The organism is Streptomyces sp. NPDC006332 (assembly GCF_040612855.1).
GTDB lineage: Bacteria > Actinomycetota > Actinomycetes > Streptomycetales > Streptomycetaceae > Streptomyces.
The window spans coordinates 45,475-71,009 of the sequence record NZ_JBEXRA010000011.1; the positions used below are offsets into that span (position 1 = coordinate 45,475).

Below are 25,535 nucleotides of genomic sequence, written 5' to 3' on the forward strand. Positions count from 1 at the left end.
CCGTGCCGTTTTCCCCACCGCCGCGCACCCCCTCGGGGCCGCGCAGAAGAGCGCTGTTCGTCTCGGCCGCCGGGGCCGCCCTGTCGGCGGGCTGCTCCGCCGGTTCCGACGGGTCCGGGGGGACGACGGGCGGCAGTCCGTCGGTCGCGGCGCGGGCACGCGCTCGAGCCGCCCGGGACAGCCAGGGCCTGGCCGAGCGGTACGACGCCGTCCTCGCCGTGTATCCCGCGCTGGCGGACCGGCTGGTGCCGTTGCGGGCGGCGGTCGCGGGGCACACGGAGGCGTTCGGGGGCAGGGCGCCCGAGGTCGCCGCCCAGGGGGCTCCCGCGAAGCCGTCCGAGGCCTCGCCCTCGCTGCCGGCCTCCGCTTCCCCGTCTCCCGCCGTACCGGGGACCGAGCGGGACGCCCTCGCGGAGCTGGCCGCGGCCGAGCGGGCCGTCGCCGACCGGCGTGCGAAGGCGCTGCTCGACGTGCCGGGCGAGCTGGCACGGCTGCTGGCCTCGGTCGCGGCGGCCGGGGCGGCGCACGCGTACCTGCTGACGGAGGGCACGAATTGAATCCTCCCCCAGCTGAGCAGGGGGATTCCTGGCTCACGATGCCTGCGGGTCAGCGACCCAACAGGTCTTCCACGATCAACACCAGCCGGGTTGAAACCAGCCCGGATTGATACGGCAAAGCTTGGAGGTGCATGTGCTGTCTTGGCTCTCGATCAGCACGGTGTACGCGCTTGGTTCTCGCAACGCACGGCATGCAGCTGACCCGCTCAGGTGGACGGTGTTTCGCCCCGGAGGCGAAACACCGCTTCCGGACCTGCTCGGAGGAATCCGGTGACGAAGCGGGAGAGGGAACGGGAGCTGAAGGCCCTGCAGGCGGCGCTGGCCGCCGAGCACGCGGCGGTGTACGGGTACGGGGTCGTCGGCGGCCGGGTCCCGAAGGAGCGGCGTACCGAGGCGCAGGCCGCCTACGACGCGCACCGCGCCCGGCGGGACGCGTTGGTCCGTCAGGTGCGGGACCTGGGCGGTACGCCGGTGTCCGCGGCGCCGGGGTACGCGCTGCCCTTCCCGGTGCCGGACCCCGCCTCGGCGGTGCGGCTGGCGGCCGAGCTGGAGGACAGGGTGGCCGGGGTGTACTCCGATCTGGTGCGGGCGGCGACGGGTGAGCGGCGGGGTGCGGCGGCCGGGGCGCTGCGCGAGGCGGCGGTGCGGGCGGTGCGCTGGCGCGGCGAGAGCGTAGCCTTCCCTGGGCTCGCCGAGCGGGCCCGGTCCGCTTCGGCGTCGGCGACGCCCACTGCGTAACGCGTCACGCGTACGGCTCGAATCGTGCGGGAAGGGAACGGCTCGCGTATGGCTTTCGAACCACCGCCGCGTCTGGTGAGGGCGCTCGGTGAGACGGCACCGGACGGTGACGGCTGGTTGGAGAAGCTGCCCGAGGCGGCCCGGGAGGCCGTCGCGCTGGGCGAGGCGACCGTGGAGCGGGTGCAGGTGCCCGGCGGGCGCAGCAGTCTGGTGGTGCTGGTGCGGCGGGCGGACGGTACGCCGGCGGTGCTGAAGCTGGCCCCGCCCCGGGCACGTCCGGAGAGCGAGCGGGCCGCGCTCGCCCGGTGGGCCGGTCGGGGTGCCGTACAGCTGCTCGAACCCGATACGGCGGAGGGTGTGCTGCTCCTGGAGCGGCTGCGTCCGGATGTGTCGGTGCGCTCGCTGCCGGAGGCGAAGGCGCTGCTGGAGGCGGCGGGCGCCCTGCGGCGGCTGTGGGTGGAGCCCGGGGACCATGCCTTCGAGACGGTGGCCGAGCGGACCGGGCGGCAGGCCGAGGCGATGCGGGCGAGCGCCGTGGCCGACGCGGAGGTGGCTGAACTGGTGGACGCGGCGCTCTCCGTCCGTGCGGACCTGCTGGCCGCGCCGCCCGAGCGGCGGTTGCTGCACGGGACGTTCAGGCAGAGCAAGGTGCTCGCCGGGGAGCGGATGCCGTGGCTGGCCGTGGGGCCCGACCCGGTGGTCGGCGAGTGCGCCTTCGATCTGGCGCGGCTGGTGCGGGACCGGGTGGAGGACCTGATCGCCTCACCGTCGGGTGCGGCGACGACCCGGCGGCGGGTGAAGCGACTCGCGGAGTCCCTGGACGTGGATCAGGACCGGCTGCGGGGCTGGACGCTGTTCAGGGCGGTGGAGTCCGGGGTGCGGGCCCGCCGGGTGGGGCGGCAGAAGGACGCGGAGATGTTGTTGGAGCTTGCCGTGTGGCTCTAGGTGTGCTGACCGCTCTGACGGGTTCGGGGCGGCACGGGGCGGTCTTGCCCCGGCGGCAGCGCAGTGGAGTGCCCCGCCGCGTAGCGGAACTGTGGCGGGCCGTCAGACCGAGCTAAGCCGTGACTCCACGCCACAGCGACGCGGGCCGGGGTTCCACCGGAGTGGAACCCACGGCGCGCCGTAGCGGACGGTCAGTCAGACGTGGGCCCTCACGAGGGGTTTCAGGCGGTCGTGAGGCGCTCGATCGCCTCGTCCACCGTCAGCTCCTCGCGCTCACCGGAGCGGCGGTCCTTCAGCTCCAGCACGCCCTCGGCGGCACGTCGTCCGGCCACCAGGATCCGCGGTACGCCCATCAGCTCCGAGTCGGTGAACTTCACGCCCGGGGAGACACCGGCCCGGTCGTCCACCAGGACGCGCAGACCGGCCGCCGCCAGCTTGTCGGAGACGTCGAGGGCGAGTTCGGTCTGGAGGGCCTTGCCCGCGGCGACGACGTGCACATCGGCCGGGGCGACCTCGGCGGGCCAGCACAGGCCCTTGTCGTCGGCGGTCTGCTCGGCGAGGGCGGCGACCGCCCGGGAGACGCCGATGCCGTAGGAGCCCATGGTCACCCGGACCGGCTTGCCGTGCTGACCGAGGACGTCGAGCTTGAGGGCGTCGGCGTACTTGCGGCCCAGCTGGAAGATGTGGCCGATCTCGATGGCGCGGTCCAGCTTGAGGCCGGTGCCGCACTTCGGGCACGGGTCGCCCTCCTGGACGACCACCACGTCGACGTAGGCGTCGACCTCGAAGTCACGGCCCGCGACGACGTTCCTCGCGTGCGTGTGCTCCTTGTTGGCGCCCGTGATCCAGGAGGTGCCCGGCGCCACCCTCGGGTCGGCGATGTACCTGACCTTCTCCAGGCCCTGCGGGCCGACGTAGCCGCGGACCAGCTCCGGGCGGCCCACGAAGTCCTCGGCGGTGACCAGCTCGACCGCGGCCGGCGCGAAGTGCGCCTCCACCTTGTCCAGGTCGACCTCGCGGTCACCGGGCACGCCGACGGCGACGATCTCGCCGTCGACCTTCACGAGGAGGTTCTTGAGGGTCGCGGAGGCCGGGACGCCGAGGTGCGCGGCGAGGGTCTCGATGGTGGGGGTGTCGGGGGTCGGGATCTCTTCTAGCGCGGCCACGCCGTCGGCGTCCGCCGTCGTCAGCTCGTAGGTGATCGCCTCGGTGTTGGCCGCGAAGTCGCAGTTCGGGCAGTCGGCGAAGGTGTCCTCGCCGGCGCCCGCCGGGGCCAGGAACTCCTCCGACTTCGAGCCGCCCATGGCGCCCGCGGTGGCGGCGCAGATGCGGTAGTCGAGGCCGAGACGCGCGAACACCTTCTGGTACGCCTGGCGGTGCAGCGCGTAGGACTGGGCGAGGCCCTCGTCCTCGGTGTCGAAGGAGTAGGAGTCCTTCATCAGGAACTCACGGCCGCGCAGGATGCCGGCCCGCGGGCGGGCCTCGTCACGGTACTTGTGCTGGATCTGGTAGAGGATGACCGGCAGGTCCTTGTAGGAGGAGGCCTGGTCCTTCACCAGCAGCGTGAAGATCTCCTCGTGGGTCGGACCGAGGAGGTAGTCACCGCCCTTGCGGTCCTGGAGGCGGAAGAGTTCGGGGCCGTACTCCGCCCAGCGGCCGGTCGCCTCGTAGGGCTCGCGCGGCAGCAGCGCGGGGAGCAGCACCTCCTGGGCGCCGATCGCGTCCATCTCCTCACGGACGATCCGCTCCACGTTGGCGAGGACCTTCTTGCCGAGCGGCAGCCAGCTCCACAGACCGGCGGCGGTACGGCGGACGTAGCCGGCCCGGACGAGCAGTTTGTGACTGAGGACCTCGGCGTCCGCCGGGTCGTCGCGCAGCGTCTTCGCCATCAACTGGGACATGCGCTGGACCGGTGCTTTCGCCATGGCTCTCGTACTCCTGCTGATTAAGGGTGATGCCAGGAGGTTAGCCGGGGGGTCCGTCCCGTCGGAAATCGATTGGCCCCCGCGCTACCGCCTGCGCAGCGGCAGCGGTGCCCCCATCACCGCGTACGGCTTCGGGGCGCTGGGGAACAGGACCTGGCGGGCGAGGTCCTGGTAGCCGAGGGAGTGGTAGAGGCCGCGGGCCGGGCTGTCGGTGTCGATCGCGGAGAGGATCGAGCGGGGCTCGGCGGCGCCGTCGGTGATCGTGGTGATCAGCGACCGGCCGATGCCGCGGTTCTGGTAGCGCGGGTGGACGTGCAGCTCGGTGATCACGAAGGAGTCGTCGAGCCAGTCGTCGCAGTGGCGCGCCCGGAGATACGGCTCCACCACGGTGGACCACCAGTGGGTGCGGTTGTTGGGCATGCCGTAGACGAACCCCACGAGGTTGCCTCCGGCACTCGCGCCGAGGGCCCTCGCTCCGGGGTGGGTCATGTGACGCAGGACGATCTGACGGCGTACGGCGACCTCGTCGGGACCGAGTCCGAAGGCGATCGCTTGGACTGCCAGGGCCTCGTCCACGTGGGCGGAGAGGTCCAGGGGGCCGATGACGAGGTCCATGCGGGGAGCGTACAGGGGCGCGAGGGCGTCCTGTCCGGTGCGGGTGATCACTGGCTGTGCGCGCCCCGCGGACGTCCGCCTAGAACAACACGCTCATGAACGCGCCGACTTCCTGGAAGCCCACCCTGCGATAGGTGCGCCTCGCCGCCGTGTTGAAGTCGTTCACGTAGAGGCTGACGACGGGGGCCACATCGGCCAGGGCGAAGCGGAGTACCGCCGCCATGCCGGGAGCGGCGAGGCCCCTGCCCCGGTACTCCGGGGCCACCCAGACGCCCTGGATCTGGCAGGCGCGGTCGGTCGCGGCGCCGATCTCCGCCTTGAACGCGACCTTGCCGTGCTGGTCGAGGCGGGCGAACGAGCGGCCGGCGCCGACGAGTTCGGCGACGCGGGCCTGGTACAGCAGCCCTCCGTCACCGGCCATCGGGGAGACCCCGACCTCCTCGGTGAACATCGCCACACAGGCCGGCATGATCGTTTCCATCTCGTCCTTGCGGATGCGACGGACGTAGGGATCCGGGGCGGTGTCGGCCGGCAGTCGGTCGGTGACCATGAGGGGCTGCTGACGGCGGACCTCGCGGGCCGGGCCCCAGCTGGGTTCGAGCAACCGCCAGAGCTGGGCGGTGGGTTCGGCGGGGCCGACGATGGAGGAGCAGCGGCGGCCGGCCCGGCGGGCCCGGTCGGCGAAGGCCCGGACGGCCCTCGGGGTGGCGCAGATCGGGACCAGGTTGGCGCCCGCGTAGCACAGGGACGTCAGCATGCCGTCCTCGTACCAGCCCCACATCTCGCCGCCGAGCCGCCACGGGTCGAGGCCCGCCACCTGGATCCGGGATGTCACGAAGGCGTTGGCGACCGGCTCGCGGTCGAGGACGGCGAGCGCGGCGTCCAGGTCGCTCGGTTCGAGGACCCGGGAGGTCGTCTGGGTCAACACGGGCGGGGGCCTCACACTCGGGTCTGCTGGTCCCCGCACTGTACCTGCGGAAGCTGAGCCGCGCCGCCCTGTGTTTCCGCCCTCTTGTCCGTAACGTAACCGGCTGCCGCCGTCTCGGCCGTCTTGGCACCGGGCTGCCGACCCGTCCCGGGGGTCGGCGCCCGCGGGTCCCCCGCTTCGGGCCGGAACGGGCCTCGTCCTCGAACGCCGGACGGGCTGGGGGTGCCCGGACCGGTGCTTGCAGGGTCACACGGTCCTTGACCGAACCCGCCGGCCGTCGCCCGAACCCGCCGGTCTCGCCTACCTGCCGGTCCTGGCCCGGACCCGCCGGTCCTAGACCGAAACCTTCGGTTCGTCCTAGACCGAACCCTTCGGTCGGCCCTGGACCGCCCCCGTCAGCCCGCCACCGACACCGACGGCTCGCCCGAGAGCACGCCGTCCGCCTCCATCTGCTCGGCCAGCTTCATGGCCTCCTCGATGAGGGTCTCCACGATCTTCGACTCGGGGACGGTCTTGATGACCTCGCCCTTGACGAAGATCTGGCCCTTCCCGTTGCCGGAGGCGACACCGAGGTCGGCCTCCCGGGCCTCGCCCGGGCCGTTGACGACGCAGCCCATGACGGCGACGCGCAGCGGGACCTCCATGCCGGTCAGGCCCGCGGTGACCTCTTCGGCCAGCTTGTAGACGTCGACCTGGGCGCGGCCGCAGGACGGGCAGGAGACGATCTCCAGTCCGCGCTGCTTGAGGTTGAGCGACTCCAGGATCTGGTTGCCGACCTTGACCTCCTCCACGGGGGGCGCGGAGAGGGAGACGCGGATGGTGTCGCCGATGCCCTCGCTCAGCAGCGCGCCGAAGGCGACCGCCGACTTGATCGTGCCCTGGAACGCCGGGCCCGCCTCGGTCACACCGAGGTGCAGGGGGTAGTCGCAGGCCGCGGCGAGCTGGCGGTACGCCTCGATCATCACGACCGGGTCGTTGTGCTTCACGGAGATCTTGATGTCCCGGAAGTCGTGCTCCTCGAAGAGGGACGCCTCCCACAGGGCCGACTCGACCAGGGCCTCGGGGGTCGCCTTGCCGTACTTCTGGAGCAGGCGCTGGTCCAGCGAGCCCGCGTTCACACCGATGCGGATCGGGGTGCCGTGGTCCTTCGCGGCCCGCGCGATCTCCTTGACCTTGTCGTCGAACTGCTTGATGTTGCCGGGGTTCACCCGGACCGCGGCGCAGCCGGCCTCGATGGCCGCGAAGACGTACTTCGGCTGGAAGTGGATGTCCGCGATGACCGGGAGCTGCGACTTGCGCGCGATGGTCGCGAGGGCGTCGGCGTCGTCCTGGGTGGGGCAGGCCACCCGGACGATCTGGCAGCCGGAGGCGGTGAGCTCGGCGATCTGCTGGAGGGTGGCGCCGATGTCGGACGTACGGGTCGTGGTCATCGACTGCACGGACACCGGGGCGTCGCCACCGACCGCCACGGATCCGACCTGGATCTGCCGGCTCTTGCGGCGCTCGGCGAGCTTGGTCGGAACGGACGGCATGCCGAGAGAAATCGCAGTCATCTGCTGTGCAACCCCAAGTCGTGGATCAAGGTTCGGTCCCGTCAGCAGCGGGCTCCGAGCTTCGAGATTACGGCACGAGCGTGAACGGGGGCGCACGGCGTCCCCTCGGTTCGCCCGTTGGGCTCCCCTGTCGGCCGCACGGGCATGACCCTCGTCACGGGGGGACATGCTCCTTGGCTGTTCACGGTGCCCGGCCCGTCCCGGGCACGGAGGTCGCCGTGGTGGCCGACAGCCGAACGGCACCCTCCTACCCGTACGGATCGTGCGAGTGGAGGGTGCCGTTGCGTGCGGTCGTCGCCGGAGGGCGGCGACCGTGTGTCAGCTGATCTTGACGGGGTTGACGACGTCCGCGACCAGGACGAGCAGCGTGAAGCAGATGAAGATACCCGCCACCACATAGGCGACCGGCATCAGCTTCGCCACGTCGAACGGGCCGGGGTCGGGCCGCTTCAGCACCCTCGCCACGTTGCGGCGCAGGGCCTCCCACAGGGCGCCCGCGATGTGGCCGCCGTCGAGCGGCAGCAGCGGAAGCATGTTGAAGAGGAAGAGGGACAGGTTGAAGCCCGCGACCAGCATCAACGCCATCGCCAGTTGCTGGGTGGGCGGGATGTCCAGGGTGAAGATCTCGCCGCCCACCCGGGCCGCGCCGACCACGCCCATCGGGGAGTCCGGTTCGCGCGGGCCGTCACCGAAGGCCGCGTCCCACAGGGCCGGGATCTTGCCGGGCAGCGCGGCGAGGGAGTCGACGGCGTCGCCGACCCGGTCGCCCATCCAGGTCACGGAGTCGCCGAAGTCCTGCTTCACGATGCCGGTGGCGGCGCTGAAGCCGAGGAAGCCGGCGGTGACGTACTCGCCCTGGACGTACTGGCCGCTGGAGTCCTTCTTGGCGACCTGGTTGGAGGCGATCTTCGCGTGCAGGGTGAGTTGCTCGCCCTTGCGGTCGACGACGATCGCCACCTCCTTGTCGGGGTTGGCGCGGATGAGGTCGGAGAGCTGGTTCCAGTCGTCGGTCTTCACGCCGGCGAAAGAGACGATCTTGTCGCCCGCCTTGAGGCCGGCTGCCGCGGCCGGGGAGGCCGGGTCGGACTTCTTGCACTCGTCGCGGTTCTGGCTCTGCGCGATGACGCACTGGGAGACCGAGCTGACCGTGTTGGTCTGCTGGGAGATGCCGAAGCCCATGAGGATGGTCAGGAACAGCGCCACCGCCAGGACCAGGTTCATGAAGGGGCCCGCGAACATCACGATGACCCGTTTCCAGGGCTTGCGCGTGTAGAAGAGGCGGTTCTCGTCACCGGGCCGGAGCTCTTCGAACGCGGCCGAGCGGGCGTCCTCGATCATGCCGCGCCAGGGCGAGGTGGACCGGGCCTCCAGGCGGCCGTCCGGGCCCGGCGGGAACATGCCGATCATGCGGATGTAGCCGCCGAACGGGATGGCCTTGATGCCGTACTCGGTGTCGCCCTTCTGACGGGAGAAGATCGTCGGTCCGAAGCCGACCATGTACTGCGGCACGCGGATGCCGAAGAGCTTGGCGGTGGACAGGTGCCCCAGCTCGTGCCACGCGATCGACACCAGCAGGCCGACGGCGAAGATCAGTATGCCGAGGATGAACATCAGGGTCGTCATGCACGGGCCTCCGCCGTCTGTGCCGCCAGTTGCCGGGCCCGGGTCCGCGCCCAGGTCTCCGCTTCGAGGACGTCCGCGACGGTGAGCGAGGTTCCCCTGTCCGGGGTGCCGTGCTCGTCCACCACCCGGGTCACGGTGTCGATGATCCCGTCGAACGGCAGCGCGCCGGTCCGGAAGGCCTCCACGCACTCCTCGTTGGCGGCATTGAACACCGCCGGTGCGGTGCCCGCGAGCTGCCCCACGTGTCGCGCCAGGTTCACCGACGGGAAGGCGTCGTTGTCGAGCGGGAAGAACTCCCACGTCGACGCCTTGCTCCAGTCGAAGGCGGGCGCCGCGTCGGGCACGCGTTCGGGCCAGCCGAGGCCCACGGCGATCGGCCCCCGCATGTCGGGGGGCGTCGCCTGGGCGATCGTGGATCCGTCGGTGAACTCAACCATCGAGTGGACATACGACTGCGGGTGCACGACCACCTCAATCCGATCGAAGGGAATGTCGTACAGGAGGTGCGCCTCGATGACCTCCAGGCCCTTGTTGACGAGGGTCGCGGAGTTGATCGTGATCACCGGGCCCATGGCCCAGGTGGGGTGGGCGAGGGCGTCCTCGACCGTGACGTCCGCCAGCTGTGCCTTGGTACGGCCCCGGAAGGGACCGCCGGACGCGGTGACGACGAGTTTGCGTATGTCGGCCCGGTTGCCCGAGGCCAGCGCCTGGAAGAGCGCCGCGTGCTCGGAGTCGACCGGGATGATCTGGCCCGGTTCGGCGAGGTCTTTGACCAGCGGGCCGCCCACGATGAGCGACTCCTTGTTGGCGAGCGCGAGCGTGCGGCCCGCCTTGAGCGCGGCGAGGGTCGGGGCCAGACCGATGGAGCCGGTGATGCCGTTCAGGACGGTGTGGCAGTCGGACGCTGCGAGCCGGGTGGCCGCGTCCGGTCCGGCGAGGATCTCGGGGAGCGGCTCGGCGCCGTACCGGGCGCTCAGGGCCTCCCGCAGCGCCGGTACGACGTCCTCGCGGGCCACCGCCACGGTGCTCGCCCTGAGCAGGTGCGCCTGCTCGGCGAGGAGGGCGACGCGGCCGCCGTTGGCGGACAGGCCGGTGACCCGGAACCGGTCCGGGTTGCGCAGCACGAGGTCGATGGCCTGGGTGCCGATCGAGCCGGTGGAGCCGAGGATCACCACGTCCTTGGGCCCGTCGCCGACGACCGGGTCGTAGACGCGGTGCGGGTCGGCCAGGGCTCGGGTCGCGAGCCCCGTACCGGGCGTGCTCGGGTCGGGACCCGGTGCGGCGAGGGAGAGTGCGTGGCGTCGCGGGGTGGACGGGGTCTCCGACCCGTGCCCTGAGGGGGCTGGACTGTCGCTCATCCCCCCATTGTTGCCGTAAGGACGGTGTGTGAGGACAGCGCGCCCCCCTCGTCCCCCGCACGGGGGGCCCAGGTCCTGGCCGACAATTCCCGTCGTCGCCCGAAGGGCGGCCGCGCGGCGTCATGGGGGCCCCTCCCGCTCGAGCGCAGCCGAGAGTGGGGGAGCGTGCTCTCGGTGTGCCGGGCGTAGACCCTCGTACTGGACGTACTTGGGCCTGCGCCCGGTGCGGCGAGTGGGGGCACCTCCCACGCCCTTAAGGCAGTGGGGGAGCGTGCATGGCGTCGCGCGGCAGACGGGAATTGTCAGCCAGGGCCTGAGGGGAACGCGTTCTGTCATGGGTCGGTCAGCGGATCGGGCGGCGGGCGTTGGCGCGCTCGCTCGGCCCCGGTGTCGCGTCCGCGATCCACGGACCGTCGCCCGACGGATCGACGATGCCCTCCTCCAGCCACTCGTAGGTGCCCGAGAGCACGCCCTTGACGACCCTGTGGTCGAGGTCGTCGGTGTTGGTCCACAGGCGGCCGAAGAGTTCCTCGACCCGGATGCGGGACTGACGGCAGAAGACGTCCGCGAGCTGGTAGGCCTCCCGGCCGTGGTCGTCGGTGGCGCGCAGGAGTTCCGCGCGTACGCAGGCCGCGCTCATCGCGAACAGTTCCGCGCCGATGTCGACGATCCGGCCCAGGAAGCCCTGCTTGGTCTCCATCCGGCCCTGCCAGCGGGACATGGCGTAGAAGGTGGAGCGGGCGAGCTTGCGGGCGGTGCGCTCGACGTAGCGCAGGTGCCCGGAGAGGTCCACCTCGTGGTTGAACTCACTGTAGGAACGCGGGAGTTGACCCGGTCCGGCGATCAGCTTCGGCAGCCACTTGGCGTAGAAGACGCCCGCGTTCGCGCCCGCCCTCGCCTTGTCCGACAGGGACTTGTCGGGGTCGATCAGGTCGCCGGCCACCGACAGATGGGCGTCGACCGCCTCGCGGGCGATCAGCAGGTGCATGATCTCGGTGGAGCCCTCGAAGATGCGGTTGATGCGCAGGTCACGCAGGATCTGTTCGGCGGGTACCGCGCGTTCCCCGCGGGCGGCCAGGGACGCGGCCGTCTCGAAGCCGCGGCCGCCGCGGATCTGGACCAGTTCGTCGGCCATCAGGCAGGCCATCTCGGAGCCGTACAGCTTGGCGAGGGCGGCCTCGATGCGGATGTCGTTGCGGTCCTCGTCCGCCATCTGGCTGGCGAGATCGACCACGGCCTCCAGGGCGAAGGTGGTCGCCGCGATGAAGCTGATCTTCGAGCCGACCGCCTCGTGGAACGCGACCGGCTTGCCCCACTGCTCCCGGGCCGCCGACCACTCGCGGGCGATCTTCAGACACCACTTGCCGGCGCCCACACACATCGCGGGCAGCGACAGCCGGCCGGTGTTGAGGGTGGTGAGCGCGATCTTCAGGCCCGCGCCCTCGGCTCCGATGCGGTTCGCGGCGGGGACGCGGACCTGGTGGAAGCGGGTGACGCCGTTCTCCAGGCCGCGCAGGCCCATGAAGGCGTTGCGGTGCTCGACCGTGATGCCCTCGGAGGCGGCCTCGACGACGAACGCGGTGATGCCGCCCTTGTGCCCCTCGGACTTCGGCACCCGGGCCATCACCACCAGCAGGTCGGCGACCACGCCGTTGGTGGTCCACAGCTTGACCCCGTCGAGCACGTAGTCGTCGCCGTCCGGGACGGCGGTGGTGGCCAGGCGGGCGGGGTCGGAGCCGACGTCGGGCTCGGTCAGCAGGAACGCCGAGATGTCCGTGCGGGCCAGGCGCGGCAGGAAGGTGTCCTTCTGCTCCTGGGTGCCGAAGATCTTCAGCGGCTGCGGAACGCCGATCGACTGGTGGGCGGACAGCAGCGCGCCGAGCGCCGGGTTCGCGGTGCCGACCAGGGCGAGGGCCTTGTTGTAGTAGACCTGCGTGAGACCCAGGCCGCCGTACTTGGTGTCGATCTTCATGCCGAGGGCGCCGAGCTCCTTGAGCCCGTTGATCGTCTCGTCGGGGATCAGCGCGTCGCGTTCGATCCGGGCCGAGTCGATCTTCGTCTCGCAGAAGTCGCGCAGTTTGGCGAGGAACTCCTCGCCGCGCTGGGCGGCCTCGTCGGGCGGCATCGGGTGGGGGTGGATGAGGTCGAGCCGGAAGCGGCCGAGGAACAGTTCCTTGGCGAAGCTGGGCTTACGCCAGTCCTGCTCCCGGGCGGCCTCCGCCACCTGGCGTGCTTCACGCTCGGTGACGGTGGGTTGGGTGGGTGGTGCGGACATTGAGGCTCACCTCGCCGCGAATCGGGACCTTGGGGCCGTTTGGTTACTGACGGGTGCTACCCGTTCGTATGTACCCGATCCGCCCCGGCCCCACCACCCCTGGCGCGTCCGTTCAGCCGATGCGGTCACCTTCGGTCGCGTCCAGCACGTCGGCCTTCGCGGGCGCCCGCACGCCCAGGGGCTCGTCGAAGGCGCTGTACGTGGTGGTGGTGCGTTCCCCGGCGCGCTTGTAGACGACCTTGAGGATGTGGGGCTTGCCCTCGGTGGCGACGTGGAAGGTGTAGGTGCCGCCCTTGTCCGCCTTGTCGGTCACCATCAGCGCGATCGCCGGGCGGCCGTCCACCTCGGTCGACCCGCCCTTCGTCGCCTTGCCGAACGAGGCGAACTCACGGGGACACTCACTGAGCCCGTCACCCGGCACGGCCCGGTCGGCGGGGACCTTGATCCAGCGCTTCTGGTCGTCCCGTCCGGACACGGCCGAGTCCTTCCACCGCTCGAGGTAGGCGCGATTCGGGCGGACATAGTCCGTCCCGCCGATCCGGATCTGTTCGAGGCGGGCGCCGTTCCCCCAGGTCACCCTGGATGTGCACCTGCTCTTGAGGTCGGTGGTCACCCGCATGGAGAAGCGCGGGCCGCTGGTCATGTCGACGGTCACCGACTTGAGCGCACTCATCGTGTCGTTCGCGTCGTCGAGGATCTGCTGGGCGGAGCGCTCCTCGGCGCCGGAGCCGTCCCCGCAACCGGCCACCGCGGCACCCATCAGACACACCAGCGCAGCCACCCGTAACGTCGCCACCGTTCCCCACCCTCTGTCATGAGCGGCTCAGGCTACCGGGTGTCATGAGCGCCTCCGGACCGGTGGGCCCCAGCTCTCGCCCGCCCCGATCCATGGCCCGCGACGGCCGGTCGTGGTACGCAGGAAACCGCGACCCGGCCCCGCGTCGGAACGTCTGTGCCGAAACATCGGGAAGTCTCAGTCGAAGCGCTTCGACAACCTATGGACACCCACCCCCGCTGAAGCTACTGTCGAACCACTCTCACCCGCCCCTGTTCGCATGGCGCACTGTCGAAGCGCTTCACAAAGCTTGGAGAGCTGGATGGTCACCCTCGCCGAGGTCGCCCAGCACGCCGGAGTCTCGGCGAGCACGGTGAGCTATGTCCTCAGTGGCAAGCGGTCCATCTCCACCACCACCCGGCAGCGGGTCGAGCAGAGCATCCGCGAACTGGGCTACCACCCGAACGCGGGCGCCCGCGCCCTGGCCAGCAGCAAGTCGAACATCATCGCGCTGATGATCCCGCTGCGCACCGACATCTACGTGCCGGTGATGATGGAGATCGCCATCGCGGTGGCCACCGCGGCCCGCGCCCACGGGTACGACATCCTGCTGCTCACCGGCGAGGAGGGGCCCGACGCCGTACGCCGGGTCACCGGCAGCGGGCTCGCCGACGCGATGATCCTGATGGACGTCGAACTCGACGACGAGCGGCTGCCGTTGCTGCGCGGCACCCACCAGCCGTCCGTGCTCATCGGACTGCCGGCCGAGACCACCGGCCTGACCTGCGTGGATCTTGACTTCCGGGCGACGGGGGCGCTGTGCGTCGAGCACCTCGCGAAGCTCGGACACCGCGACATCGCTGTCATCGGCGAGGCCCCGGCCGTCTACGAACGGCACACCGGCTTCGCCGAGCGCACCCTGGACGGACTGCGTTCCCGCGCCCAGGAGTTGGGCGTACGGCTGCTGCACCGGCCGTGCGAGGGCGGGTACGACGCGATGGCCGTGACCCTCGCCCGGGTGCTCGACGAACGCCCGGGCACCACCGGCTTCGTCGTGCAGAACGAGTCGGCGGTCGAGCCGCTGCTCGCCCTGTTGCGCCAGCAGGGCCGGGCCGTCCCCGAGGACGTGTCGGTGGTCGCGATCTGCCCGGACCAGGTCGCCGTGCAGGCCTCGGTGCGACTGACGTCCGTCGCGATCCCCGCCCAGGAGATGGGCCGGCACGCGGTGGAGCGTCTGATCGCCAAGCTCGTCGGCAGCGGCAGCGACGAAGTCGTGCTGATCGCGCCCGAGTTGACGGTCCGGGCCAGCACGGGACCGGCTCCGTCCACGCTTTCCTGACCCCTCCGACCCCGCCTCCTCCACACGCCTCCCCGCGCGCCTGCTCTCCCGTAGCTCCGTCCCGTCCGTCCTCCCAGCCACTCCCGCCACTCCCGCCGTGCCCGCCCGGGCACCGCCCTGCCCCCGCCAGGGGCCTCTGTCTGCCTGCCCTGCTTCTGCCCCCCTTCAAGGAGCACTCAGTGACTCAGCCCGCCGAAACCCAGCACCTGGCCGGGGACCAGCCCCAGGTCAGCCTCGCGCAGTCGTCACCCACCGTCGGTACCTTCCGGGAGCGGGACGGCGCGCTGGAGTGGAGCGGCCGCCAGGAGACCGTGCGCGTCGAGCCCTGGGGCCCGGACGCGGTCCGGGTCCGGGCCCGGCTCGGTGGGCCGGTACTGGAGGGGCTGCCGGGCGCGCTGCTCGACGAGCCGCCCCTCACCGAGTCCACCGTCAAGATCGAGGACGGCGTGGGTTCGCTGACCGTCGGCGCACTGACCGTCGAGGTCGACGCCGAGGGCCTGGTCCGCTTCCTGCGCACGGCCGACGGGACGGAGATCCTCGCCGAGGACCGTGCCCACTTCTGGTGGCCCGGCTCGCGCCTCTACACCGCCGTCGGCAACGGCCATCACCGCCTGGAGCAGCGCTTCGCCGCCTACGACGACGAGAAGCTGTTCGGCCTCGGTCAGCACCAGCACGGCCGGCTGGACCAGAAGGGCCTGGTCCTGGACCTGGTCCAGCGCAACGCCGAGGTCTCCATCCCGGTCCTCGCCTCCAGCCGCGGCTACACCCTGCTGTGGAACAACCCGGCGATCGGGCGGGTGGAACTGGCCGGCAACGGCACCCGCTGGGTGGCGGACTCGGCCCGTCAGATCGACTACTGGATCACCGCGGGCGACCCGGCCGACGGCCAGCGCCGCTACAGCGCGGTGACGGGACGCACGCCGATGATGCCCGAGTGGGCGGCGGGCTTCTGGCAGTGCAAGCTGCGCTACCGCACCCAGGACGAACTCCTCGCCGTGGCCCGGGAGTACAAGCGGCGTGGGCTGCCCCTCGCCGCCATCGTGTGCGACTTCTTCCACTGGACCCACCTGGGCGACTGGAAGTTCGACCCGAAGGAGTGGCCCGACCCCGCGGCCATGGTCCGCGAACTCGACGAGATGGGCGTCAAGTTGGTGGTGAGCGTGTGGCCGTCCGTGTCGCCGCTGAGCGAGAACCACCCCGTCATGGATCAGCGCGGGTACTTCATCGGCACCCAGTACGGTCCGATGGCGCACGCCGACTGGCCGGACAAGGAGGTCGCCTCCACCGTCCAGGTCGCCTTCTACGACGCCACCAACCCCGACGCCCGTGACTTCGTGTGGTCGCGGGTGCGGCGCAACTACCTGGAGCGGTACGGCATCACGGCCTTCTGGCTGGACGCCTGCGAGCCGGAGCTGAAGCCGGGTTTCCAGGAGAACCTGCGCTACTGGGCGGGCCCGGGCCTGGAGGTCGGCAACCTGTACCCGGCCGACAACGCCCGCACCTTCCACGAGGGCCTTCTCGCGTCCGGTGAGGACGAGGTGATCACCCTCAACCGCTCGGCGTGGGCGGGCAGTCAGCGCTACGGCGCCGCCCTGTGGTCCGGTGACATCGGCACCGACTTCCCGACCCTGCGCCGTCAGATCGCGGCCGGTCTCAACACCGCGCTGTCCGGGATCCCCTGGTGGAACACCGACATCGGTGGCTTCCACGGCGGCGACCCGGACGACCCGGCCTACCGCGAGGTGATGGTCCGCTGGTTCCAGTTCGGTGCGCTGTCCCCGCTGATGCGTCTGCACGGCTTCCGCGACCCGGCGATGCCGCTGGGCCCGGAGATGACCGGCGGCCCCAACGAGGTGTGGTCGTACGGCGAGGAGGCCGGGGCGATCATGGAGCGGTATCTGCGGCTGCGCGAGCGTCTGAAGCCGTACGTCCTGAAGGTCATGCGCGAGGCCCACGAGGAGGGCCTGCCGGTCATGCGCCCGCTGTTCCTGGAGTTCCCCGAGGACCCGGCGGCCTGGTCGGTCGACGACGCCTACCTGTTCGGGCCGGACGTGCTGGTCGCCCCGGTGCTGACGGCGGGCGCCACGACCCGCGCCACCTACCTTCCGTCCGGCGCGACCTGGACGGACGCGTGGACCGGGGACACCTACGAGGGCGGTGCGGCCGTGACGGTCGACGCCCCGCTGGACCGCATCCCGCTGTTCCTGCGGGACGGGGCGAGCCTTCCGGTCGAGGAGTAGCGGCACTCCCGGGGGGCGGTGGTTTCGTCAACCTGCTTGTTCAGCACACTTGTTGCCGAGCCACCCGCCCCCGGAAAGAGGAACTCGCCTCGTGTCTTCCACTCCCCTCCCTCTGACCCTGGCCAACCTGTTACTGCGGCCCGCACTGGCCTCCCGGCGAGACCCGGACCGGGTCTTCGACCGGATCGCCGGCCAGGCCGGGCAACGGGACGGGGACGAGTGGTTCACCGACGGCTTCAGGCTGCTGTTGCGGGAGTGGGCGGCCGACGAGGGCCTGTCACCGGTCGGCTGGCAGTCCGCGCGGTCCCACGTCCGCAGGCATCTCACCAACCGGGCGCGGATCCGGCGGCTGCTCGCCGAGCACCCGGCGATCGCGCGGGAACCCGTCGAGAAGCCGGTGTTCGTGGTCGGCCTGCCGCGCACCGCCACCACACTCACCCACGGCGTGCTGTCCCTCTCCGACGAGCACCGCTGTCCCCGGCTGTGGGAACTGCTCGCCCCCGGCCTCGAGCCCTCGCCCCCTGAGCGGCGGAAGGCGATCACGTCCGCGCGCCGGATGCTGGACGGCACGTATCTGCTCACCCCGCGCTTCCGTGACATCCACCCGATGACCGCCGAGGGCCCCGAGGAGTGCACCTTCCTCCTGCCGCACGCCCTGGTGCCGCTGTCCCAGGCTCACCTGCCGGAGTACCACGCCCGGCAGTTCGAACGGGACTTCGTCCCCGACTACCGGCACCTCAAGGAGTGCCTCCAGGTGCTTCAGTACGGTCGGCCGCGCAGCCGCTGGATCCTGAAGTCCCCCATGCACACCGGGAACCTCGACGCCCTGCTCACCGTGTTCCCTGACGCCACCCTCGTGTGGACGCACCGCGACCCGGTGACCGCGGTCGCCTCTTTCTGCAGCCTGGTCGAGTGCGGTATGGCCCTGTCCCGTCGCCGGGTCGACCCGCACGCCCTGGGAGCCACCTGGCTCGACCTGCTGAGCCGCTCGGTCCGGCGCGGGCTCGCGGCCAGGGCGGACGTGCCCAGCGGGGCACTGGTGGACGTGCCGTACTCCTGGCTCGGCTCCGACCCGGCGGCCGGCGCGCCGAAGCTCTACGAGGCTGTCGGCGCCCGCTGGACCGACGCCGACGCCGCGCGGCTGCCCGAGGTCGCTACCCACCTCAGGGGCAGCCGCCCGCACCGCTACGACCTGGGCCGCTACGGTCTGACGCGGGCCGAGGTCGAGTCGGCCTTCGCCGACTACAACACCCTGCGGGCCGAGGTCGACCGCGCCTGAGGTCACGGCCGGCCCCGGCCCGGGCGACCGGTCAGCTGCCGCTGACCGTGAGGTTGTTGGCGACGAAGTCCTTGCCGCCGGACGACGAGGTGATCTCGAAACCGAACTGGACGTCACCGATGGTCTCGTTGCCGAACCAGCGCTTGGTGTCCTTGATCCACTTGAGGATCGGCAGGATGTTCACGGTGCCGGAGGTCGAGTTCGAGGTGCGGACGAACGAGAAGACCTCGTTCGCGCCGTTGGTGCCCTTGTAGACGGTCCAGGTGTGGCCGCCGAGCGTCACGTTGCCCTGCGAGGTGCCGAGCGGACCGACGGCTCCGGTCTTGTTGACCCAGAGCATGATCTCGTAGTCGTAGTCGGTGTCCCAGATGTCGTACGACGTGTTGTACGCGCCGGACGACGGGACCGTGACGTTGTAGTTGCTGGAGAGCGAACCCAGCGAGGTGATCGACTTGTTGATCACCTTCTTGGCGTTCGGGTAGGACTTGATGCCGCCGGTGTCGGGGTGGTTGGCGTTGACGCCCCAGTTGGTGCCGGAGTTGGCCCAGACGCACTGGCTGCCGGCGCCGGAGCCCCAGATGTTGTTGTAGAGGGTGTAGCCGTTCAGGCTGGTGTTGCCCCACTGGTCGCAGGAGCTCCAGACGGCGGCCGAGGCGGGGGCGGAGGCGAGAGTGGCGGTGGCGCCGATGGCCATCGCCGGGGCCAGTACGGCCATGGTGACCTTGCGCAGAGTGCTTCTTGCCATGGGTGTCCCTTTCGGGGTGGGGGGAAATCGCGGGGGGAGTTACCACGCCCTCAGGGTGATGACGTGGTCTTCTCCGGCGACGAGGTCGAGCGGCCGCGCGCCGGAGGAAGTCCTGAGTTCGACACGGTGGCTACGGGTGGGGCGTAGCACCGCGTGTGCTTCTTGTGGGCTCCAGGTCAGGTCGAGTTCGGCCCCGAACCGGGTGCGGATGCCTCGCAGCCGGCCCGTCGGGTACGCCACCGGAAGCGCGGGCAGCAGGATCAGCCGGTCCGGCGTCGAGTGGACGAGCATCTCGACGAGCACGGCGGGCAGGGTGTGCGCGGCGTCCGCGTTGTAGACGCTCCGGTCCGGGTAGTGCGCGCTCATCAGCGAGTCGTGGAAGAAGTCGCCCTTGAGCACCTGACGGAGAGCGTGCGCGACTCGTTCGCCGTCGCGCAACCGGGCGGCGACGAGGGCGTGGTGGAGGTGGCCGTGTGCCGAGTCGTTCTCGGAGCCCCGCAGTTCGAGCGCCCGGTGGGCGGCCGCGGCGAGGTCCGGGGTGTCGTACGGGGTGATCTCGTCCAACGGCCAGACGCCGTAGAGGTGGCTGAGATGACGGTGGTCGTAGGAGTCGTCGAGGCCGGGCCTGGCCCACTCGGCGAGGGCGCCGTCGGTGTTGGTCCGGTGGGGCGGGAGACGGTCGGCGAGCGCGCGCCAGCGGTCGGCCCGTTCCGGCTGGTCGGGGTGGTAGGCGGCGGCGGTGAGCAGGGCGTGCCGGGCGGCGGACAGGTCCATGGCCGCGTTGACCGCGCCCCAGCTCGCGTTCGCCGGCCGGTTCTCCGGCGAGTAGGAGGGGACCACCACCAGGTGCCCGTCGGGGTCCGTGCGGGTGAGGAAGTCCTCGTAGAACTGGGCGACTTCGGCGAGTGCGTGGGCGGTGCGCGGGTCTTTCTCGCCGCGGGTCTCGTCGTGGTCGACGAGCGGCTTGAGCAGCCAGTCGGCGCCGGCCGTCCACAGGTGGAGCGGGTACTCGCGGCTGAAGTGGTACGTCAGCCCCGACTCGCCGTCGGTGTGCGCGGGAGCGACCGCGCCACGGGTGCCGAAGACGGCACGGGCGTTCTCCTGCCAGTCGCTCAGCTGACCATGTATCAGATCGGCGAGGGATTCGGTGACTTCGGGGAGGGCCGCCGCCGCGGCGGAGGCGGTCTGCAGGTTGAGGTTGGCGTCGTTGGTGAAGGCGCCGGACCACGCCGTGTTCCAGTCCCCGGTCCACAGGCCCACCAGGCGGGGCGGGAGCATGCCGCTGGCGGAGAGCAGGTGGTGGCGGCCGGCGGCGAAGAGACGTTCCAGGAGGGCGGGGCTGTCGGGGCGGGCGAGCAACTCCGAGCCGGGCAGGGCACGTTCGGTGGGGTCCGCGTCGAGGTCGAGGGTCACCCGCTGGTACGCCGTGCGGTGGAGGGCGGCGTGGCGGGCCAGGAGGCCGGTGTACGGGTCCTCGTCGGCCGGGAGCAGGTCGCCGAGGGCGCGGGCCTGGGCCAGCGGGTCCGGGTCGGACGGGTCGGACGGGTCGATCAGGCCGGTCAGGCCGGTCAGGCCGTTCGGGGTGGTCTCGTCGGCGTTCGGGGTGACCGGGGCGTTGCTCCGGTCGGGGTGGCGCAGGACCCGGGTGAGCAGCAGCACGGAGGTGGCGCCGGTGATCCGCAGGCCGGGGGGTGTGAGGGCGGTACGGCCGCCGGAGACCACGACCAGCGTCACTCCGGTGTACCCGCGGTCGCTGCCGGGGTAGCGGGCGCGGAGGGTGAGCAGGGCGCCCTCGGGGGTGAGGACGGCGCCCTGGCCGACGGCGAGGTCGTGGGGGGCGCCGGGGAGCCGGTGGTCGAGGGAGATGTCCAGGTCGGGGGTGTCGATCCGCTGGACGACGACGTCGTCGGCGCGGGAGACGAAGACCTGGCTGCTCAGGTCCACGCCCTGGGCGGTCGCCTCGCCGGTGGTGAAGTCGAGGTGGCGGCGGTACGCGCCCGGCTCTGCCGGCTTGGGCCGCCGTAGCCGGATCTGGAAGGCGGGGTGGAAGGGCTGGACCCACTGGAGGTCACGGCCGTCGGTGAAGGTCTCGGCGGCGGACAGGTCCCCGGCGAGCAACCTGTCCTGAAGCGCCGGGAGTTCGGCGGCGAGTTCCGGCGGGCGGGCGTGTTCGCCCCCGTTGGGACGGACCAGGGTGTGCTGGGTGACGATGACGCGTTCGTCATTCGGATCACCGAACACCAGGGCGCCGTGGCTGCCGTTGCCGCTCAGGAAGGCGTCCTCCCAGCGGGCGGCGGGGCGCGGCTCCCAGGTGCCGTGGACGGGGCCCGCGCTCATGGCTTCAGCACCGCCACTCCATAGCGGCCGAGGGTGATCTCGCCGGTCACGGTCGCGCCGGTCAGCAGGTCCTGGTGGGTGCCGGGCACCTCGACGGTCACCGGGTGGCGCCCGTGGTGCAGGAGGAACAGCAGGTCACCGCGGCGGACCGCCTCGACCTCGGGGGGCAGTGCGTCGAGCGCAGGGCGGGCACCGGCGTCACCGGCGATCCGGGCGAGCAGGTCACGCAGGGCCGTCGGCTCGGGGAGCGTCGAGAGGTACCAGGCGCGGCCCTTGCGGAGCACAGCGGGCAGTCGGTCGAGTTCGCCTTCCCGGTACGCCGCCTCCGTCTCGGCGTCCTCGGTCGTCTCGATCTCCTCCGACCACAGGGTGCCGCGGAAGCCGTCGCACTGGACCTGTTCGCCTGCGTCCAGCGGCCACCACTCGTGCAGCGTGCGGATGCCGAACAGTTCGCGCAGACGGGCGTCCATGCCGCCGGGCCGGACCCGGTCGTCCTGATCGGCGACGCCGGTGAGGAAGCCGGAGACGAGGGTGCCGCCGTCCCGGACGTACGCCAGGAGGTTGTCGATCGCCGCGTCCGTGAGCGCGTACAGCTGCGGGACGACCACGAGCCGGTACCCGCTCAGGTCGTGCTCGGGGTGCGCGAAGTCCGTGGTGAGGTGGGCCTCCCAGAGGGCGCGGTGCCAGGCCCTGAGGATGTCGGGGTGGTCGACCTGGTCGGAGAGCCTGCCGTCCTGAGCGGCGGCCCACCAGGCGTGCCAGTCGTGCAGGACCGCGATGTCGTTCGGGGTGTGCGTGCCCGTCACATGTGCGCTGATCGTGGCGAGGTCGGCGCCGAGCCGCTTCACCTCCTGGTAGGTCCGGCCCTCCTCCCCCGCGTGGCTGACCATCCCGGAGTGGAACTTCTCCGCGCCCTGCCTGGACTGCCGCCACTGGAAGTAGCAGACGGCGTCCGCGCCCCGGGCCACGGCCTGGAGCGACCAGAGCCGGTTGAGGCCGCGCGGCTTGGGGTGGTTGACGCCCCGCCAGTTGACCGGACCGGCGGCCTGTTCCATCAGCATCCAGGGGCCGTGGGCCTGCGAACGGGTCATGTCCTGGATGAGGGCGCCGTTCTGCGCGCCGAGCGGATCACGCGGGTCGGGATAGAGGTCGACCGAGACGACGTCCTCCTCCTCCGCCCAGCGCCACGCGTCCTGGCCCACCCACAGCGGCATGAAGTTGCTGGTGACCGGGAGGTGCGGGGTGGCCCGGCGGACGATGTCGCGCTCGGCCACGTAACACTCCAGGAGCATGTCGGACGTGAACCGCCTGAAGTCCAGCACCTGGCTCGGGTTCTTCATGTAGTGGGCGTGGCGGGGCGTGTGGATCTCGGCCCAGTCGCCGTAGCCCTGGCTCCAGAACGCGGTGCCCCAGGCCTCGTTGAGGGCGTCGAGGGTGCCGTACCTGTCCCGGAGCCAGCCCCGGAAGCGGGTGGCGGCCTCGTCGCTCCAGTCGTAGGTGCAGTACTCGTTGTTGATGTGCCACATCGTGAGGGCCGGGTGGGCGCCGTAGCGGGCGGCGAGGTCCTCGGTGATGGCGGCGGCGTAGCGGCGGTAGGTGGCGCTGGAGTGCGAGAAGTGCTGGCGTCCGCCCCACCACTCGGTGCGGCCGTCCTGGTCGACGGGCAGGGTGTCGGGGTGCAGGTGGCCCATCCACGGCGGCGGGGAGGCGGTGGGGGTGGCCAGGACGACACCGATGCCGTGGTCGTGCGTCAGGTCCATCAGCCGGTCCAGCCAGCCGAAGTCCCGTTCCCCGGGGCGGGGTTCGAGTTTCGCCCAGGAGAAGACGCCGAGGGTGACGGAGTTGACGCCGGCCGCCTTCATGAGGCGGACGTCCTCCTGCCAGGTCTCCTCGGGCCACTGCTCGGGGTTGTAGTCGCCGCCGTAGAGGATGCGGCCGTGGGTCGCGTCGTCCAGGTTCGGCATCAGACGGGCTCTCCGTACTGGATGCCCCGGCCGTTGGTGGCGACGTAGACGCGGCCGTACAGCCGCGGGTCGGCGGCGATGGTCGCGCCGGTCCAGCCCCACTGGTGCCGGTCGTCGTTGACGCGCACCCAGGTCTTCGCGCAGTCGTCGGAGCGGTACACGGCGGTGATCGCCTCCGTGGAGCCGACCTGGTAGACCGCCGGGTAGTCGGCGCCGTCGGCGGCCTTGCCGAAGGCGAGGGTGTGCGAGGCCCGGCAGCTGGTGAGCCTGGTGAACGTCGCTCCGCCGTCGGTTGACCGGTGGAGGCCGTTCTCCTTGGTGCTCAGCCACAGGTCGCCCGAGCGCCCCGGGGCCGCGGCCAGCTGGAACTGGCTGTCGCCCGAGGGCAGTCCACTCGCCCGCCTGGTGAAGGTAAGGCCGCCGTCCGTGCTGGCGAACAGGGTCCCGGTGTCGGTGTCGTACGCGTAGAAACGCGTCGGGTCGGCCGGGTCTGCGAGCGGGGTGGCGCCCTTGGGACAGGTGGAGACCTCGGACCAGGTCGCTCCGTTGTCCGTGGAGCGCTGGGCCGGGTACTTGGTGCCGTCCCAGTGCACGAAGGTCCACAGCAGCACACTGCCGTCGGCGTTGGTGGCTATCGGCCCCGGTGCGTCCTTGGCGAGGGCGGGCTGGGCCGCGAAGGGCGCCCAGGACCTGCCGCCGTCGTTCGAGTAGGCCCCGTTGCCATGGTCGCCGAAGCCCGTGCGGACGACGTACGACGGTCTGCCCGCGGCCTGGGCGAGTCCCGTCGCCGATCCGAACACGGGGTTGCCCGCCATGCCCCGTGACGGCGAGGCCGTGAGCCGCTCGTGGTACATCACGCCGACGTCCCCGAGGCCGCTGAGCAGGTGCGCCTTCCCGGTCGGGGGCGAGATCAGCCGGCGTACGGAGGTCTCCTCCAGGCCACGGATCTGCGGCGCCCAGTGTGTGAGGTCCCGGGTGCCGTAGAGGGTGGCGCCGGTGCCGTAGACGACGTGCTTCGAGTCGTACGGGTCCACGGCGACGGCCTGGATCCACCAGCCGAACTTGGGCTGGTCGGCGCCGAAGGTGAGGAACGGCGTCTCGGAGACGTCGAGGACCGCCGTGTCCTTCAGGGATGTCCAGGTGCGGCCGCCGTTCGTGGTCCGGTACAGGGTGTCGATGGCGGCCCAGCGGTTGTTGGTGGAGACGACGAGCGTTCCGGGGCGGCGGGCGTCGACGGCGACCCCGCCGTAGCCGAAGGTGTCGGCGGAGCCGTCGCTCGTGGTCCCGCCCGGCTTCACCGGCGTGACCTCGGTCCACTTCCCGTCGGCGGTGCGCAGCTTGTGGACGCTGCCGTCGGACTGGCCGTTCGGTCCGGGCGCGTCGGCGTACGTCACGTACAGCTCGCGGGTGTGGCGGTCGAACGCGGCCCGGATCGGGACCTTGGCGGCGGTGCCGGAGGGCTGCCCGGGGACGGCCTCCCAGGTGCTGCCGTCGGCGGTCCGGTAGAGGTTCGGGGAGCCTGCCGAGCCGTCGGAGTCGCCCCAGCCGGCGTAGACGGTGCGACCGGCGGCGACGAGCAGGGTGACGCCCTGGCCGTTCGCGCTCGGCGTGCCCGGGAAGCCGCCGACGGCCGCCCAGGTGGCGCCCCGGTCGGTGGACTTGAGCAGCCCGTCGTGCCGGGTGCCCAGCCACAGGGTGTCGCTGTCCCGCGGGTCGACGAGCAGCCGCTCCCCCGCGCCCCGGCCGTCCTCGTTGCCGCCGAGCTTCACACCGAGATCGGTTCGAGCCCAGGTGGCACCCCGGTCCTCGGACCGCAGGACCGCCCCGTTGCCGGCCCAGGGCTGGGCGTAGGTGCCGAGGGCGAGGTAGACACGGTCGGGGTGGGCGGGGTCGACGGCGACGGCCTCGACACCGAGGAGGTTCCAGTCGTCCCAGCCGAGGTGATCGGTCAGCGGGGTCCAGCGTGCGGCCCGGTCGTCCCAGCGGTAGGCGCCGCCGATGTCGGTACGGGCGTAGGCGAGACCGCGTACGGAGGGGTGGAAGAGGACGCCGGTGACGAACCCGGTGCCGCCGATGACGGCGGTGCGCCAGCGGTAGGCGGGGGCGGCGACGGTGGCCGCGCGGGCCTGCACCGCGGGGAGGCTTGCGAGTGCGGCTGCAGCGGCGGTGCCGGCGATGACTGTGCGGCGGGTGACGTGCATGGGGGTACCTCGGGGTGGATGAGTGGGTGCGGGGATGCTTTGGGCCGGGGGGTGGGTTTCGCTCGCCGGCGCTGGCGGGGTGCCGCCGCGCCCACCCGTGCCGCCCCAGCGGCACAACTGCCCGCAGCTTGCCGACCT

General features: G+C 71.6%; 18 protein-coding genes. 6 read left to right on the top strand and 12 right to left on the bottom strand.

Going from position 1 to position 25,535, the window contains the following annotated elements; genetic code table 11:
- The first annotated feature begins 2 nt into the window (after positions 1-2).
- The 3 genes from ABZ027_RS12710 to ABZ027_RS12720 all read left to right on the top strand — a co-directional run bounded on the left by ABZ027_RS12710 (position 3) and on the right by ABZ027_RS12720 (position 2,240).
- Positions 3-557, top strand: coding sequence for a hypothetical protein (locus tag ABZ027_RS12710; RefSeq protein ID WP_356767321.1), 555 nt, complete (start codon positions 3-5; stop codon positions 555-557).
- 270 nt (positions 558-827) lie between these two features.
- Positions 828-1,295: a ferritin-like domain-containing protein gene (locus ABZ027_RS12715; RefSeq protein WP_356767323.1), complete on the top strand. Its 468-nt coding sequence runs from the start codon at positions 828-830 to the stop codon at positions 1,293-1,295.
- A gap of 48 nt (positions 1,296-1,343) precedes the next feature.
- Entirely contained in the window at positions 1,344-2,240 is an 897-nt protein-coding gene (locus tag ABZ027_RS12720) for an aminoglycoside phosphotransferase family protein (RefSeq protein WP_356767325.1), read from the top strand.
- A 221-nt stretch (positions 2,241-2,461) separates the two neighbouring features.
- Here the strand turns inward: ABZ027_RS12720 and ABZ027_RS12725 are convergent, their stop codons facing one another.
- The 8 genes from ABZ027_RS12725 to ABZ027_RS12760 all read right to left on the bottom strand — a co-directional run bounded on the left by ABZ027_RS12725 (position 2,462) and on the right by ABZ027_RS12760 (position 13,313).
- Positions 2,462-4,165, bottom strand: a complete 1,704-nt coding sequence (locus ABZ027_RS12725; RefSeq protein ID WP_356767327.1) for a proline--tRNA ligase — start codon at positions 4,163-4,165, stop codon at positions 2,462-2,464.
- 84 nt (positions 4,166-4,249) lie between these two features.
- The gene (locus ABZ027_RS12730) at positions 4,250-4,780 is read right to left on the bottom strand and encodes a GNAT family N-acetyltransferase (RefSeq protein WP_356767329.1); all 531 of its coding nucleotides are present in this window, start codon (positions 4,778-4,780) and stop codon (positions 4,250-4,252) included.
- A gap of 79 nt (positions 4,781-4,859) precedes the next feature.
- A complete protein-coding gene (locus tag ABZ027_RS12735) occupies positions 4,860-5,708 on the bottom strand; it encodes a GNAT family N-acetyltransferase (RefSeq protein WP_356767331.1) in 849 nt (282 codons plus the stop codon).
- A gap of 395 nt (positions 5,709-6,103) precedes the next feature.
- Positions 6,104-7,261, bottom strand: a complete 1,158-nt coding sequence (gene ispG, locus ABZ027_RS12740; RefSeq protein WP_356767333.1) for a flavodoxin-dependent (E)-4-hydroxy-3-methylbut-2-enyl-diphosphate synthase — start codon at positions 7,259-7,261, stop codon at positions 6,104-6,106.
- A 318-nt stretch (positions 7,262-7,579) separates the two neighbouring features.
- The gene (locus ABZ027_RS12745; protein WP_356767549.1) at positions 7,580-8,872 is read right to left on the bottom strand and encodes a site-2 protease family protein; all 1,293 of its coding nucleotides are present in this window, start codon (positions 8,870-8,872) and stop codon (positions 7,580-7,582) included.
- An 8-nt stretch (positions 8,873-8,880) separates the two neighbouring features.
- Positions 8,881-10,242 (bottom strand): 1-deoxy-D-xylulose-5-phosphate reductoisomerase, encoded by a 1,362-nt coding sequence (gene dxr, locus ABZ027_RS12750; RefSeq protein WP_356767335.1) that lies wholly within the window; start codon positions 10,240-10,242, stop codon positions 8,881-8,883.
- A gap of 343 nt (positions 10,243-10,585) precedes the next feature.
- Positions 10,586-12,517, bottom strand: coding sequence for an acyl-CoA dehydrogenase family protein (locus tag ABZ027_RS12755; protein WP_356767337.1), 1,932 nt, complete (start codon positions 12,515-12,517; stop codon positions 10,586-10,588).
- Positions 12,518-12,629: 112 nt separating this feature from the next.
- On the bottom strand, positions 12,630-13,313 hold the full coding sequence (locus ABZ027_RS12760) for a hypothetical protein (protein WP_356767339.1): 684 nt from the start codon (positions 13,311-13,313) through the stop codon (positions 12,630-12,632).
- Positions 13,314-13,614: 301 nt separating this feature from the next.
- Here ABZ027_RS12760 and ABZ027_RS12765 point away from each other — a divergent pair, with 301 nt between their 5' ends.
- The 3 genes from ABZ027_RS12765 to ABZ027_RS12775 all read left to right on the top strand — a co-directional run bounded on the left by ABZ027_RS12765 (position 13,615) and on the right by ABZ027_RS12775 (position 18,150).
- Positions 13,615-14,631 carry a LacI family DNA-binding transcriptional regulator gene (locus ABZ027_RS12765; protein ID WP_356767341.1) on the top strand — a complete coding sequence of 339 codons (1,017 nt, stop codon included), beginning with the start codon at positions 13,615-13,617 and terminating at the stop codon, positions 14,629-14,631.
- 179 nt (positions 14,632-14,810) lie between these two features.
- Positions 14,811-16,871 (top strand): glycoside hydrolase family 31 protein, encoded by a 2,061-nt coding sequence (locus ABZ027_RS12770; protein WP_356767343.1) that lies wholly within the window; start codon positions 14,811-14,813, stop codon positions 16,869-16,871.
- Positions 16,872-16,962: 91 nt separating this feature from the next.
- A complete protein-coding gene (locus tag ABZ027_RS12775; protein ID WP_356767345.1) occupies positions 16,963-18,150 on the top strand; it encodes a sulfotransferase in 1,188 nt (395 codons plus the stop codon).
- 31 nt (positions 18,151-18,181) lie between these two features.
- On the opposite strand, the gene ABZ027_RS12780 is transcribed toward ABZ027_RS12775, so the two are convergent.
- The 4 genes from ABZ027_RS12780 to ABZ027_RS12795 are packed head-to-tail and all read right to left on the bottom strand — an operon-like array spanning position 18,182 to position 25,397.
- Complete coding sequence (locus tag ABZ027_RS12780; protein ID WP_356767347.1) at positions 18,182-18,895, bottom strand: hypothetical protein; 714 nt, start codon at positions 18,893-18,895, stop codon at positions 18,182-18,184.
- 39 nt (positions 18,896-18,934) lie between these two features.
- A complete protein-coding gene (locus ABZ027_RS12785) occupies positions 18,935-21,232 on the bottom strand; it encodes a glycoside hydrolase N-terminal domain-containing protein (RefSeq protein WP_356767349.1) in 2,298 nt (765 codons plus the stop codon).
- Positions 21,229-23,196: a beta-galactosidase gene (locus ABZ027_RS12790; RefSeq protein WP_356767351.1), complete on the bottom strand. Its 1,968-nt coding sequence runs from the start codon at positions 23,194-23,196 to the stop codon at positions 21,229-21,231. Before ABZ027_RS12790 ends, ABZ027_RS12785 begins: the two co-directional genes overlap by 4 nt.
- Positions 23,196-25,397: a 1,4-beta-glucanase gene (locus ABZ027_RS12795; protein WP_356767353.1), complete on the bottom strand. Its 2,202-nt coding sequence runs from the start codon at positions 25,395-25,397 to the stop codon at positions 23,196-23,198. Before ABZ027_RS12795 ends, ABZ027_RS12790 begins: the two co-directional genes overlap by 1 nt.
- Between the last annotated feature and the right edge of the window lie 138 nt (positions 25,398-25,535).

What these genes read in the sequence shown, in the direction of transcription:
- ABZ027_RS12725 (WP_356767327.1), bottom strand. Translation starts at nt 4,165, where the DNA reads ATGGCGAAAGCACCGGTCCAGCGCATGTCCCAGTTGATGGCGAAGACG.
- ABZ027_RS12780 (WP_356767347.1), bottom strand. Translation starts at nt 18,895, where the DNA reads ATGGCAAGAAGCACTCTGCGCAAGGTCACCATGGCCGTACTGGCCCCG.
- ispG (WP_356767333.1), bottom strand. Translation starts at nt 7,261, where the DNA reads ATGACTGCGATTTCTCTCGGCATGCCGTCCGTTCCGACCAAGCTCGCC.
- ABZ027_RS12730 (WP_356767329.1), bottom strand. Translation starts at nt 4,780, where the DNA reads ATGGACCTCGTCATCGGCCCCCTGGACCTCTCCGCCCACGTGGACGAG.
- ABZ027_RS12790 (WP_356767351.1), bottom strand. Translation starts at nt 23,196, where the DNA reads ATGCCGAACCTGGACGACGCGACCCACGGCCGCATCCTCTACGGCGGC.
- dxr (WP_356767335.1), bottom strand. Translation starts at nt 10,242, where the DNA reads ATGAGCGACAGTCCAGCCCCCTCAGGGCACGGGTCGGAGACCCCGTCC.
- ABZ027_RS12795 (WP_356767353.1), bottom strand. Translation starts at nt 25,397, where the DNA reads ATGCACGTCACCCGCCGCACAGTCATCGCCGGCACCGCCGCTGCAGCC.
- ABZ027_RS12745 (WP_356767549.1), bottom strand. Translation starts at nt 8,872, where the DNA reads ATGTTCATCCTCGGCATACTGATCTTCGCCGTCGGCCTGCTGGTGTCG.
- ABZ027_RS12765 (WP_356767341.1), top strand. Translation starts at nt 13,615, where the DNA reads ATGGTCACCCTCGCCGAGGTCGCCCAGCACGCCGGAGTCTCGGCGAGC.
- ABZ027_RS12755 (WP_356767337.1), bottom strand. Translation starts at nt 12,517, where the DNA reads ATGTCCGCACCACCCACCCAACCCACCGTCACCGAGCGTGAAGCACGC.
- ABZ027_RS12720 (WP_356767325.1), top strand. Translation starts at nt 1,344, where the DNA reads ATGGCTTTCGAACCACCGCCGCGTCTGGTGAGGGCGCTCGGTGAGACG.
- ABZ027_RS12785 (WP_356767349.1), bottom strand. Translation starts at nt 21,232, where the DNA reads ATGAGCGCGGGCCCCGTCCACGGCACCTGGGAGCCGCGCCCCGCCGCC.